This is a genomic window from Blautia sp. ZXY-1-C6 (genome assembly GCF_056339875.1).
On record NZ_JBWJVQ010000186.1, the window covers coordinates 1 to 14,409 of the forward strand.

The following is a 14,409-nucleotide window of genomic DNA, read 5'->3' on the forward strand; positions in this document are numbered from 1 at the left end:
TATAATATTAAAAACTATAATGAGGAAGCAATAAAGGTTATTTTTGAAGTACGTAAGTACGGTGCAGGTGCACAGGGAGAATGTAGAAAAGTAGAGGAATTAGTATTGGCAGGAGCTCTTGTTGAGAAAGAGTTTGTTACAGAGACAATGGCTGTGCAGGAAACGGATATTGCAGGAGCTGAGTGCAGCACAATGACAGAGGATGGAATTTTGTTTAGTCCATATGGAATTATCATGCCTAAACTTTATAATTCAGACTGTGGAATCTTTTTATTCCGTTATCTGATCAGCCAGTCAACAGACACAGAATGGAAAAATGCAGAAGTGAAGATAGAAGTTCCTGATGGATGGAAAGTACAGTATAAACAATTCTATCACTGGGATTATCAACCTGTATTTTCAGACAATAAGGCAGTATGCATGGTGGGAGAAGTACCACAGAATACCCATAAGGTAGCTGGTTTTTACATCAGTTTGCCAGATGAACTGGCAGGAGGCGAGAAGAGCGTGATGCTGTCAGAGCATCCTTTCCCTCAGGATACACAGCATAAAATGAAACAGGTAACCCTGTATGTGGAGGGACAGAAAACACAGGCAGCAGGAGTGATCAGTGCAAGTCTTGAGACGGATGGAAAACAGTGTAAGGTTTCAGAAATACCGGTACTGATTCTTTCCAAGGAAGACTATGCCGATGCATTGGATAAGATGTATCACGGAACAAAAAAATAGAATTTGTAAAGACAGGTGTGCAATTGTTCATGCACACCTGTTGTGCTATAATCAAAACGTATATATCAGACAGAACAGGAGATAAAATGTACAATATATTAGTAGTAGATGATGAGCGAATTCACAGAGAAGGACTTATTATGCTTCTTGAAAAAATATGCCCGGACGATATGCTGTGGGAAGCATCAAATGGTCAGGAGGCAATGGAGATCATGAATAATATTTCCTGTGAGATTGTGATCAGCGATATACGTATGGCAGAAATGGACGGCTTACAGCTGCAAAAAAAAGTAAAAACAGATTATCCAGAAACTGCATTTGTGATTGTAAGCGGATATGCAGATTTTTCCTATGCAAGAGAGGCGTTACAGTTTCATGCAAGTGATTATCTGCTAAAGCCTGTAGATGCAGAAGAGTTAAAGCGTGCCATTAAGAAAATAAAGAAATCAAAAAATCAGGATCAGGTTCAAAAACAAAAAGTAGATCAGATGGAACGACGATTGAAGGAATCTGCATATGGATATATGGAGTGGCTTCTGAATCAGTATATCCACCATACACGACGTAAGGTATGGGAGCCCTTAAGTGAGATGTTTCCTCTGAGACAGGAAGGCTATCTGATGTTGATCCGGATCAATAAGCAGCATCTGATTCTTAATGAAGAGATGAAACGGGAGATAGGGTATTTTATAAAAAAACATCTGATAGATACATCGTCAATTACATTTCAGGTCAACGGAACAGAAAATCTGCTGGCTGTGTTGGCCTTGTCAGGATCAAGAATTGAACAGGAACAGATCACTCAGATAGAGGAGTTTATTCAAAATATCCTGGTACTTGAGAAAAACAGAATTTATTTTGCAGTCAGCTCTCTGTATTCGGATATGGAAAGCTGCGGAAACAAGGCATATGAAGAGGCTATGGCCGCGATGAAGTATTCTTTTTATGAAGAAGAAAGATATTTGCAGGCAGAGAAATATCTGTCTGATGAAAAGCAGGAGGATTCTGTAGGCAGTGAAGCAATTCTGAATTCTATAAAAGAAGGAAATCTGGAAAAAAGCGAAGCAATTTTTGAAAAAATAACAGAGGTTCTGTCAGAGCATAAAAGTGTTCAGCCGGATATTTTTAAAAGAAAAATCGTATTCTTTTTTTTCAGAATCTTACGTTATATGGAGCCCTATCTGAAAGCTGAACACTTGTCAGAATTAAATGCATTGGATAATCGTCTGATCGAAAGTAAGTGGTATTCTGAATTGAAAAAAAGGTCAGCGGAATTAATAAAAAATATAATCGCTTTCCGGGAAATAGCAGATTCACAGGAGACAAATCCTTTGGATGAAAGCAGGCGGTATATAGAGGAACATTACCAGGACGAGATCAGCCTGGAGCAGATTGCTGCATTGTATCATTTTAATGCTTCGTATTTCAGTACTTTATTTAAGCAGAGATTCGGAATTTCCTTTTCTGAATACCTGTCAGATATTCGTATGGAGAAAGCAGAGAATCTTTTGAAAACATCTTCTGATAAGGTAAGGAAGATTGCATTGGAAGTAGGGTATAAGGATCCCAATTATTTTAACAGGGCATTTAAGAAACGTCATAATATGACACCTGAAGAATTTCGCAAAAGAGTTGGGTGATGATGGAAAAATTAAAATATACAAAATTTAAAACTCTGCTGATTAGTTCATTTATTTGTATTTCCATTATTCCTGTTGTGCTTTTGGGTTTATTTATCTTCCATTTGTCAAAACAGGAACTGATCAGGCAGTCAGAAAAACAAATGTGGCAAAATGCTGAGAATGTCAGTGATATTCTGGATGAAAAGTTGGATTATATTGAGGAATTTTCATTAAAAATAAATGTAGATACGAGAATTTATAAAATATTTCAGAATCTGGATACGTCTGACAGTATGCAGCTTGAAAGTGCCAGTCAGGAAATTTCAAAAATTTTGTTGGACTATCTGCCGTGGAATAACACGGTTTATTCTACGCATATTGTGACTCCGTATTATCAGTTTGGCGAAAAGGAAAAGAACTATTATCCAAATTATAGCTTTATGGGTTCTAAAATACAGAAAGCAGCAGATGAGGCAAATGGAAAACTTGTGTGGATTCCGGCATATAATTATATGGACATGTTTTCAATTGAAGATATGCCGAGAGATTTTCTGGAATATGAGCATGTATTTACGGCTGTCAGAAAGCTGCAGTTAAGCAGAGTAGAATCAGGACATATTGAACATCTGGAAAATAAGACTGATCAAATGTATCTGGTGGTTAATTTTACAGAGGATAATCTGAATAATATGCTGAAAAAGTATACAAAGGCAAATTCTCAGATTCTTTATTATATCATGAGTGAAGATGGCAGTGTTGTTGGTCCTTACGGTGAGAATGAATCAAAGCTGTTTCGAAATGTAACTGCAGCTGATATGGGAATTACGGAGAATAAAGGAACTGTAAAATACTACGGTGCAAATAATCAGGAATATATCGTAACCTATTCCAAAAGTATGGTGACGGGATGGTATACACTTGCCATGATTCCAGTTAATGTTTTCAGCAAGAATATTGCTACAGATCTTACCAGGGCAATATTGATTCTGGTAACTATAGAAATTATTTTATCTGTTACTACGGCTGTTCTTATTTCCAGAAAGATTGGGAAAAAAGTTTATAAACCGCTGCACATGATAGAGAAAACAGGAGAGGGTAATTTTACTGCAAGAATTGTATATGACAACAGGGATGAGTTTGCGTTTTTTTATAAAAAACTGAATGAAATGAATCAGAACCTGCAGATGTTGGTTCATGAGAAATATGAGATGATGATCCAGAAACGAGACACGGAGATCATGTCGTTAAATATACAGATGAATCCCCATTTTCTCTATAATTCGCTGAATATCATTAACTGGGTATGCCTTAAAGGAGAACAGGAAAATGCCAGCAAAATGCTTTTGGATCTGTCGAGAATGCTTCAGTATACCAGCCAGAATGGTGATGTTCTGGTTCCGCTGTGGGAGGATCTGGACTGGCTTAAACGGTATATTGGAATTATGCAGAAAAGATATCAGGATCAATTTGAAGTGAGTATGGATATACCGGAGTATTTAAGAAGTCTGGAAGTTCCAAAGTTATTTCTGCAGCCGTTTGTAGAGAATGCCATTGTGCATGGATTTAAAAATTATCAGGATTCCGGGAAGATCTGGATTTCAGCAGAGGAAGAAGAAAATGATATTCTTTTTTATGTAGAGGATAATGGATGTGGAATCTGTGAGGAAGATTTGAAAGAGGTTCTGAATAAAGAGCGAAAGAGTATAGGCGTCAGAAATACAAATAAAAGGATTCGTATGATTTATGGAGAGAAATATGGGGTTACCATAAGCTCACAGCTGGAAGAAGGCACAGTTGTAACCATAAGACTTCCACTAAAAGTTAATTCGAAAAAACAGAGTTAGATTAAGGTTATATGGATATTCAATTTTATGAGAAGGCGATTGTGAAAGATTGCCGGAAATAAGGTTGAATATCCATTTTTGATTATAAGCAAATAAATATCATGTATAACAGTATAAAACAGTTGACAACAGTTATGCACTGTTATATACTGTTTGTAGATGGAGGAGAAACATATGCATATAATAATCAATAATTCATCCATGGTACCTATTTATGAACAGATCATAGACCAGATTAAGTCTGCGATTATCAGAGGAGAGTTACAGCCGGACACTGTATTACCTTCAGTACGCAGTTTGTCAAAGGAACTGAAGATCAGTGCCCTGACTGTGAAGAAAGCCTACGACAATCTGGAAGAAGAGGGATTTACCGTCACTGTTCATGGAAAAGGAACCTACGTTGCAGCCACAAATAAAAACCTGATGAGGGAAGAACAGCTCAAAGAAGTAGAATATGATCTGGAGCAGGCAATCATGAAGGGCAGAAGATGTGGACTGAACGATGAGGAAATCAGAAATCTTTTTGAAATGATCATGGAGGACTAAGACATGTTGAAAATCAGTCATTTGCAGAAAAATTACAGAGGTTTTTCGCTGGACTGTTCTATGGAAGTACAGCCTGGGATGATTACAGGACTTATTGGAAGAAATGGTTCCGGGAAATCCACCACATTTAAGGCTTTGCTTGGCCTGATTCATCCGGATGGCGGAGAGATAGAGGTCTTTGGGAAAAAGGCAGAAGAGCTTAAGCCGGAGGATAAGCAGAAACTGGGAGTTGTTTTTGCAGATTCAGGCTTCAGTATGTATCTGACAGCAGCGGGCGTGGCCAATATTATGAAAAGCATATATCCGGATTTTGACAGAGAGGAATTTCTGCAGCAGTGCAGAAGATTCAATCTGCCCACAGACAAGAAAATCAAAGAATTTTCCACTGGCATGAAAGCAAAGTTTAAAGTACTGGCAGCATTAAGCCATAAGGCAGAACTGCTGATTCTGGATGAGCCCACAGTTGGTCTGGATGTGATTGCCAGGGATGAGGTGCTGAACATGCTGAGAGAATATATGGAAGAAAATGAAAGCAGTTCTATTCTGATCAGTTCGCATATTTCATCAGATCTGGAGAGTCTTTGTGACGATTTTTATATGATCCATGCCGGAAAAATTATCCTTCATGAGGATACAGATGTACTGCTGTCAGATTATGCAGTTCTTAAAGTTTCAGAAGAAGAGTACGAAAAACTGGATCAGCAATACCTTATTAAGATCCGGAAAGAAGCTTATGGATACAGGTGTCTGACAAACCAGAAACAATTTTATATGGAAAATTATCCGGATGTTGTAATTGAGAATGGAAAGATTGATGATCTGGTAGTGATGATGGAGGAACAGGTATGAAGGGATTATTTGTAAAGGATATAGAACTGATGAAACAGCAGAAACAGTTTTTTATCCTGGTTGTTGTAATGGGAGTCATCCTGAATCTGGCAGGAAGCGGGAGCGTCAGTTTTGCTACAGGATATTTTACGATTGTCACAGCAATTTTTGCCATTACGACTATAAGTTATGATGAGTTTGATAATGGTCTTGCGTTTCTTATGACCTTGCCGGTTACCAGAAAACAGTATGTGGCGGAAAAATATCTGCTGGGAGCAGGGCTTACGGCTGTAGCGTGGGGAATTGCAACGATAACGGGAGTAATCTGCAAAGGTGTGGCAGAACTTCAGGGGTGTCTGAGTGAGACTATCATTGGCAGCCTGATATACATTCCACTGGCACTTCTTATGCTGGCGGTATCGCTCCCGCTTGTAATACATTTTGGAGCGGAAAAAGGACGTTATATTGCAATGGTCATGTGGGCTATTATATTTGCCGTAGTTTATATTCTGATAAAAACAATGGGACTTTCAGCAGACGCAGTCGATGCATGGCTGAATGGACTGAACCGGGGAATGGTATTGGCCGGAGTTGTATTATTTACAGTAATTGTATATATGGGGTCTTTTTGGATTGGTGTCCGGCTTATGGAGAAGAAAGAATTCTGATGTGTCTCGAATATAGTTGTAATTATAAAAGCAGTGTGCTAAAATTGTATCAGCGTAATTGAATAAGCTGTTAAGTGAACATTATCATATGCAGATTTTGTGTATGATAATGTGAGAGGGAATCAGGTGAAATGCCTGAACGGTTGCGGCCACTGTATACAGAAAAAAGCGGGATTGTAATATGTCATTGCATAAATATGTGAGAAGGCGGAATCCGGCTGCCAGAGAGTATCTGGAAATATTTCTGATACAACATTCATGAACTGCTGAAGCATGGATGTTGTATCAGTTTTTATTTTGTGGAAACTTTCTGTGATCTGTGAGTCAGGAAACCTGCCTGACAGTGTAAAGAAGGAGCTTCCGTAAAAAGTATCCGTTATTTTTATCACTTCTATTTTACTTTTTCTGAAGTCCCATCTTTTCGGTTACACGAACAGGTAAATAACATATACGAAAAGAGAGGAAGTCAAATGAAAAACAGGTATTTATCCACAAGAATCATGGCAATTATGATGGCAGCAGCTATGGCAGTTTCCGCAGCTCCGGCAGCTTTTGCAGCAGAGAGAGCAGACTCTGAGACAATCAAAGAGGACAATCAGCCGGCAGCAGATGCAGACTCTGATACACAGGAAGATGCAGACGCACAGGATTCAGCAGATGCAGATAAGACAGCAGACGCAGAAGGTACAAAGACAGAATATCCTCTGACCATCACAACCTATGATTATGATGGAAATGAAATCGAAACAACCTATGAAAAGGCACCGGAGAAAGTTCTTGCTGTATATCAGGGAAGCATTGAAACCATGCTTGCACTTGGCCTGGAAGACCGTCTGGTAGCTACTGCAGGTCTTGACAATGAAGTTCCGGATGAACTTAAAGATGCATTTTCAAAAACAAATTATCTTGATGAATTTACCCCATCCCTTGAGACTGTAACGATGTTGGAGCCAGACATGATCTTATCCTGGAGCTCCCTGTTTTCTGATAAAAATCTCGGAAATGTAACAGACTGGATCGATAAAGGCTGCAACACTTATTACAACACAAACACACGCCCTGACGGAGACAGAACTCTGGAAAATGAATTTACAGACATCTTAAATCTTGGAAAGATTTTTGATGTACAGGACAAAGCACAGGCAATCGTAGATGATGCAAAGGCAGTGATCGATAAAACTCTTACAGCAACAGCAGATGTAGAAGAGAAACCAAGCGTAATGGTTCTGGAACCTCTTGGAGAAGATATCACAAACTATGGTGCAAAGAGCCTTGGTGGAGATATGGTAACACAACTGGGTGCGACTCTGGCAAACCCGGATGCTTCTACAGCAGGAAAAGAAGATATCATTGCAGCAAACCCTGATGTGATTTTTGTTGTATACATGCCATATGCAGGTGATGATCCGGAAACTGTAAAAGAAAGCCAGCTTGCCGTTATCAAGGATGACGAAGCACTTCAGAGCCTTGACGCTGTAAAGAACGGTCGTGTTTATCCGATCATGCTCAGTGAAATGTACGCAAGTGCAACACGTACACAGGATGGTATTGAAACTTTCGCAAAAGGATTATATCCGGATGTGAATCTTGACTGATTGAGGACATAACAGTGAAAGAACAGGTTTCACAGACAAAAAAAGGCAGTGTGCTCAGGACATCCATGTATGTGGCAGTTCTTATCGGGCTTGCGGCATTTTTGATTTTTTCCATTCTTGCAGCAATCACTTTTGGAAATGCAGATCTGTCACTGAAAGATGTTTACAGTGTCATTGCATATAAATTGTTTCATATCAAAAGCCTGTCCGCCTATGCAGAAGGCGCAGTTCACGATGTTGTGTGGCTGATCCGGCTGCCCAGAGTCCTGCTGGCTCTGGCAGTTGGAATGGCTCTTTCCGTCTGTGGCGTAGTTATGCAGGCGATTGTCCAGAACCCACTGGCAGATCCGTATGTACTTGGTATTTCATCCGGTGCATCCCTTGGTGCAACACTGGCGATCATGCTTGGAGTTGGTGGATTTCTCGGTGGAAACTCAGTTGGTGTTCCTGCATTTATTGGTGCAATGGTCACTTCTTTTGCAGTAATTGCCATTGCAAACATGGGCGGAAAAGCTACTTCTGCTAAACTGATCCTTGCCGGAATGGCCGTCAGTGCGGTATGTTCTGCTTTTTCCAATTTTGTTATCTATATCACCAATGACAAAAATGCAGCAACAGAAGTAATGAAGTGGACGATGGGAAGCCTTGCAGGCGCAAGCTGGAGCAGAGTAGGTGTAATGCTTCCTGTTACATTGATCTGTGTAATTATTTTCTGGACGCAATATCGTAATTTGAATCTGATGCTGTTAGGAGATGATGTATCGATCACACTGGGAACTGATTTGCACAGGCTGAGAACTTTTTATTTGATCGTTGCTTCTGTAATGATCGGGTTTGCAGTATATTGTGCAGGTGTGATCGGCTTTGTAGGACTTGTGATCCCTCATGTGATCAGAATCCTTTTTGGAACAGACCACAGAAGATTATTGCCATTAAGTGCACTGCTTGGTGCATCGTTCTTGATCTGGTGTGATGTGGCATGTCGTGTGATCCTGAAGAATTCTGAGATGCCGATCGGTGTGTTGGTATCCATTATCGGTGCTCCGTGCTTTATTTATCTGCTTGTGCGGAAATCCTATGGATTTGGAGGTAGTAAGTAATGAAGATCACTACAGAAGATATTCAGGTCGGATTTCACGCCAGACAGATACTGAAGGGAATTTCCATAGAGTCAAAGGATAAGGAACTGGTAGGGATCATCGGACCAAACGGAAGCGGAAAATCTACATTATTAAAATGCATCTACCGTATCCTGAAGCCAGATGCAGGTGCCGTTTATCTGGACGGCGAAGAACTCCATTCCATGAGCGTAAAAAGCTCCGCCAGAAAAATGGCAGTTGTGGCACAGCACAATTACTACAACTTTGATTTTACCGTACGGGAAGTCGTGTTGATGGGACGTGCACCTCATAAGAAAGCATTGGAACGGGATAATGCAAAAGATTACCGGATTGTTGAAGAAGCACTGAAAACGGTACAGATGGATGCATTTGCGGATCGCACATTTTCTACGCTGTCAGGTGGAGAGCAGCAGAGGGTTATTCTGGCAAGAGCACTTGCACAGCAGACACCTGCACTGATCCTTGATGAGCCGACTAACCATCTGGATATCACACATCAGATCATGCTGATGGAACTGGTAAAGAAACTTAACGTAACTGTAATATCAGCTATCCATGACCTGAATATTGCGGCGGCATATTGTGACAAGATTTATGTATTGAAAGATGGTGTGCTGGAGGGGTATGGAACTCCACAGGAAGTACTCACTTCGGAGCTGATTAAAAGGATTTACCAGGTAGATTCGGAAGTGGTAAATGACAGCCGCGGGAAGATGCATATTTTATTTTTATAATATGAGTATTGACAGGCCAGAGTCAGGAAAATTTTTGACTCTGGCCTGCTATATATGGAGAAAAAAGATGAATAAAATAGGAATTTTGACGTGTATTCATTCTAATAATGTATGCGCCAGAGTTGGATGCCTGGCAGCATTTCAGAACAGAACTGATTTCTTTCAGGATTATCCGGAAGATACCTGTCTGGCAGCAATGATGACCTGTAACGGATGCAAAGGCGCCAACCCGATAGAACCCATAGAAGACAAAGGAATCCTGGAAAAGATAGACAGACTGGTCAGTGAAAAAATCAGTACCATCCACGTTGGTGTCTGTCGTCTCCCGGATGGAAAGCATGAATGTCCAAGGATGACACAGATTTGCAATATGATAGAAGAACGTGGAATCAAAGTAGTCAGAGGGACACATAAGGAATAAAAAAGTTCCCATACGTTACTGTTCACTCCGTTCACAGTAACGTAGCCAAAATTCATTCCAGATTGCCTGCGGCAATGGAATTTTGGCTTGTATGTCTCGGGATTTTGACATATTCATGCCAAAACACCTCGCGGGACAGTGGCGTGTGAACAGTAACTTCCATACAATTTATAAAATAAAAAGAATATAAAATGCCTTGAAAATAAGAGTAAGTAATGCTAACATAAGTATAAAGCATATTTCTCTTATATTTCAAGGCATTTTTGCCGTCTGATTATTCTAATCTCAATTCAGAAATCCATGCTTTTAATTCCAGTTAATTATGAAAAGCAGGAGCTGAGAAGTGATAAGAATAGCACAAAATGTTCTTTGGCTCCTGCGGAAAACAGGAGGTATTGCCAATGGCAAAAAGAAAGAACAAAAAAATTATTGTGAAAAGAAACCGATTGAAAGGCAACACAGCAACTGCAAACCGTAAGTACAAAGATACAGTCTTCCGTATGCTGTTTTCAGACAGAAAGAATCTGTTGTCGCTGTATAATGCAATCAATGAAACTTCTTATACAGATGTTGCTCAATTAGAGATTGTGACACTTGAAAACGCAATCTATATGGGAATGAAGAATGATCTGGCGTTTATTATAAATACGAATCTGTTTCTGTATGAACATCAGTCTACGTATAACCCGAACATGCCTTTGAGAGACTTATTCTACATTTCCAGCGAATATCAGAAAATGGTGGATTGGAAGTCCTTGTATACCTCAACAAGACTGAGAATACCCACACCGAATTTTATCGTATTTTATAATGGAACAGAGAAAAAAGAAGATAGGTGGGTAGATTATCTGTCAGAATCGTATGAAAATATGTCAGGAGAACCAAATCTTGAACTAAAGGTCATCACATTAAATATCAATGTAGGGCATAATAAAAAACTAATGGAAGAATGCCGGACACTAAGAGAATATGCTCAGTATGTTGACAAAGTACGCAGATATTCTAATGAAATGGAACTGAATACGGCAGTAGAACGTGCAGTGAGCGAAAGCATCCAGGAGGGAATTCTCAAAGAATTTCTGCAAAAGAATCGAGCGGAGGTAGTTGCTATGAGTATATTTGAATACAATGAGGAAGAGGAAAAAAGGAAACTCAGGAAAGCTGAGTATGAAGCTGGTATGGCAGAAGGAGTAATGAAAACTAAAAAGGAAACAGCAATTTCATTGGCTGAAATGGGATTATCTGTGCAGCAGATTGCTCAGGGAGTAAAAGTAGAAGAAAAGACTGTACATAAGTGGCTGAATGAAAAAAAGAATATGAAAACCACATATTAAAAATAATGGAAGCGGAGTCCACATTAACTGTAAATGTGGGCTCTTTTGGACTAAATGAACACATAAAAACACAACCCTATTGGATTTATCTATATCAGTATGTTAAAATAATTAATTGATAAAGGATTTTAACAGATGAAGCGATAAAAGAATAACTACTGATTTTATAAAGAAAAAGGAGTTTTTAAATATACTATGGAGAAACTTGTTATTGGTATCCTTGCCCACGTAGATGCAGGTAAGACTACGTTGTCGGAGGGGATTTTATATTTAACGGGAAAAATCCGTAAGCTGGGGCGTGTGGATCATAAGGATGCTTATTTGGACACTTATAACCTGGAGAGGGAGCGTGGAATCACGATTTTTTCCAAGCAGGCGGAGTTTGAATTGGGAAACAGGGGGATAACTTTGCTGGATACGCCGGGGCATGTGGATTTCTCAGCGGAAATGGAGAGGACACTGCAGGTTCTGGATTATGCCATCCTTGTAATCAATGGAGCGGATGGTGTGCAGGGACATACCATGACCTTATGGAGACTTCTGGCAAGATACCAGATCCCGACGTTCCTGTTTATCAATAAAATGGATCAGGACGGAACAGATAAAGAGAAACTTCTGGCAGAATTAAAGAAGCGATTAAGTGATAATTGCGTTGATTTCACCTGGGAAAACACAAGTGGAATGGAAAATAGTACTGACGAAACAGCAGAAAAAGCAGAAGATGAAATATCAGATCTGCAGTCTCAGTTTCTGGAAGATATTTCCGTCTGCGATGAGGAACTGCTTGAAAAATACCTGGAAACAGAGGAAATATCAACATCAGATATCCGAAAAGTAATCAAAGAGCGAAAACTTTTCCCATGTTTCTTCGGCTCTGCGCTGAAAATGACAGGTGTAGAAGAATTTCTCCATGGGCTGGAAAAATACTGTGAGACACCGGTATATCTTTCAGAGTTTGGTGCAAAAGTATTCAAGATTGCCAGAGACGATCAGGGCAACCGTTTAAGCTATATGAAAATCACCGGAGGAAACCTGAAGGTAAAGGAACTTCTCACAGATACAGAGAAAGCGGATCAGATCCGTATCTATTCCGGTGTGAAATTTGAGCTTGCAAAGGAGGCTCCTGCAGGAACCATCTGTGCAGTAACCGGTCTTTCCCGGACACATCCGGGACAGGGTTTTGGGATTGAACGGGAATCCGAGATGCCGGTTCTGGAACCTGTATTAAATTACAGGATTCTGCTTCCCGAGGACTGTGATGTTCACCAGATGCTTAAGAAACTCAAAGAGCTGGAAGAGGAGGAACCGGAGCTTCACATTGTATGGAATGAACAGCTTGGAGAAATCCATGCCATGCTGATGGGTGAGGTTCAGATTGAGATATTAAAGCATCTGATCTGGGAGCGTTTTCATGTGGCAGTAGAGTTTGGCACAGGAAATATCGTATATAAAGAAACAATCGCAGAGCCGGTAGAAGGTGTAGGTCATTTTGAGCCGCTGCGTCATTATGCAGAAGTACACTTGCTTCTGGAACCGGGAGAGCCGGGAAGCGGACTGCAGTTTTTTACTGCATGCAGTGAGGATGTGTTGGACCGTAACTGGCAGCGACTGATCCTGACTCATCTGGAAGAAAGGGAGCACCCGGGAGTACTGACCGGTTCTCCGATTACGGATATGCAGATTACGCTGATCACAGGGCGAGCCCATCTGAAACACACAGAGGGCGGCGATTTCCGGCAGGCAACGTACCGGGCTGTGCGTCAGGGATTAAAGAAAGCAAAAAGCGTTCTGCTTGAGCCATATTATGAGTTCAGACTTGAGATTCCGGGAGATATGATCGGGCGTGCCATGACTGACATTCAGAAAATGAATGGAACCTTCCAGCAGCCGGAAGCAGATGAGGATGACATGATGGTGTTGAAGGGGAGTGCACCTGTATCAATGATGCGAGATTATCAGACACAGGTAACTTCCTATACAAAGGGACGTGGCAGATTATTCTGTTCGCTGAAAGGATATGCCCCATGTCAGAATCAGGATGAGATTGTAGAGGAGTTTGGATATGATTCCGAACGTGATCTGGACAATCCCACAGGTTCTGTATTCTGTGCTCATGGAGCCGGATTTGTGGTGCCATGGTATGAAGTAGAGGATTATATGCACTTAGAAGGGATTGACGAGTCTGAACTGGGGAATGCCATACCGGATAGTGAAGAAAGTATAGCAGGAAACAGGAACAGTAACAATCAGACAGATTCAGGTTATCGTCCACCCAGGAATGCCGGCGTAGGAAGCTATGAGGATGAAGAAGAGCTGAAAGCCATTTTCGAGCGCACATTCGGACCGGTCAAGCGTTACAAAGAACCACAGTTTAAGAGAACATTTTCTGCAAAATCTGACAGCGGCAGCTATTACCGCAACAGTTTTTCTGCTAAGAAGAAAGAAAAAGAATATCTCCTTGTAGATGGCTATAACATCATCTATGCCTGGGAAGATTTAAAAGAGCTGGCAGATGCAAACCTCCATGCAGCACAGACAAAATTGATGGATATTCTGAGCAACTATCAGGGCTTTAAGAAATGTACGTTAATTCTTGTATTTGATGCTTACAAGATAGAGGGCCATGCAGAGGAAGTGATCACCTATCATAACATTCATGTAGTCTACACCAAAGAAGCTGAGACAGCGGATCAGTACATTGAGAAAACGGTCCATAAGATTGGCCGGGAAAATCAGGTAACGGTAGCAACATCCGATGGACTGGAGCAGATCATCATCATGGGACAGGGTGCCCACCGTATGTCAGCCAGAGGTCTTCGGGACGAAATAAAAGCTACAGAAAATCAGATCCGCCAGCAATGGCATGAGAAACGTCAGAGCAGTAAAAATTATCTGATCGACAATATTTCTGATGAAATGGCACAATATATGAAAGAGAAACGACTTGGAAAACAGTAAAAGGGAGAT

11 protein-coding genes, 1 pseudogene and 1 riboswitch are annotated in these 14,409 nt (G+C 40.5%); all 12 genes and pseudogenes read left to right on the top strand.

All coding sequences use genetic code 11. From position 1 onward, the window contains the following. A pseudogene (locus AC075J_RS10385) lies at positions 1-729 on the top strand (hypothetical protein); the annotation flags it as partial. Positions 730-815: 86 nt separating this feature from the next. After that, positions 816-2,369: a response regulator transcription factor gene (locus AC075J_RS10390; protein ID WP_476390305.1), complete on the top strand. Its 1,554-nt coding sequence runs from the start codon at positions 816-818 to the stop codon at positions 2,367-2,369. Beyond that, entirely contained in the window at positions 2,369-4,195 is a 1,827-nt protein-coding gene (locus tag AC075J_RS10395; RefSeq protein ID WP_022379823.1) for a sensor histidine kinase, read from the top strand. The genes AC075J_RS10390 and AC075J_RS10395 overlap by 1 nt, the downstream gene beginning before the upstream one ends. A gap of 174 nt (positions 4,196-4,369) precedes the next feature. Beyond that, positions 4,370-4,741, top strand: a complete 372-nt coding sequence (locus tag AC075J_RS10400; protein WP_022379822.1) for a GntR family transcriptional regulator — start codon at positions 4,370-4,372, stop codon at positions 4,739-4,741. A 3-nt stretch (positions 4,742-4,744) separates the two neighbouring features. Further along, positions 4,745-5,590: an ABC transporter ATP-binding protein gene (locus tag AC075J_RS10405; protein WP_022379821.1), complete on the top strand. Its 846-nt coding sequence runs from the start codon at positions 4,745-4,747 to the stop codon at positions 5,588-5,590. Beyond that, a complete protein-coding gene (locus AC075J_RS10410) occupies positions 5,587-6,237 on the top strand; it encodes an ABC-2 transporter permease (RefSeq protein WP_022379820.1) in 651 nt (216 codons plus the stop codon). Before AC075J_RS10405 ends, AC075J_RS10410 begins: the two co-directional genes overlap by 4 nt. A 75-nt stretch (positions 6,238-6,312) precedes the next feature. Next, a riboswitch (cobalamin riboswitch) is annotated at positions 6,313-6,592 on the top strand. Between the two features lie 115 nt (positions 6,593-6,707). Beyond that, a complete protein-coding gene (locus AC075J_RS10415; protein WP_020993459.1) occupies positions 6,708-7,832 on the top strand; it encodes an ABC transporter substrate-binding protein in 1,125 nt (374 codons plus the stop codon). Between the two features lie 14 nt (positions 7,833-7,846). Continuing rightward, positions 7,847-8,932: a FecCD family ABC transporter permease gene (locus AC075J_RS10420; RefSeq protein WP_008705922.1), complete on the top strand. Its 1,086-nt coding sequence runs from the start codon at positions 7,847-7,849 to the stop codon at positions 8,930-8,932. Next, on the top strand, positions 8,932-9,687 hold the full coding sequence (locus AC075J_RS10425) for an ABC transporter ATP-binding protein (RefSeq protein WP_022379819.1): 756 nt from the start codon (positions 8,932-8,934) through the stop codon (positions 9,685-9,687). Before AC075J_RS10420 ends, AC075J_RS10425 begins: the two co-directional genes overlap by 1 nt. A gap of 67 nt (positions 9,688-9,754) precedes the next feature. After that, a complete protein-coding gene (locus tag AC075J_RS10430) occupies positions 9,755-10,108 on the top strand; it encodes a CGGC domain-containing protein (protein WP_055060404.1) in 354 nt (117 codons plus the stop codon). A gap of 401 nt (positions 10,109-10,509) precedes the next feature. Continuing rightward, on the top strand, positions 10,510-11,442 hold the full coding sequence (locus AC075J_RS10435; RefSeq protein WP_022380568.1) for an RpnC/YadD family protein: 933 nt from the start codon (positions 10,510-10,512) through the stop codon (positions 11,440-11,442). Positions 11,443-11,637: 195 nt separating this feature from the next. After that, positions 11,638-14,400 carry a translation factor GTPase family protein gene (locus AC075J_RS10440; protein WP_055200976.1) on the top strand — a complete coding sequence of 921 codons (2,763 nt, stop codon included), beginning with the start codon at positions 11,638-11,640 and terminating at the stop codon, positions 14,398-14,400. Positions 14,401-14,409: the final 9 nt, after the last annotated feature.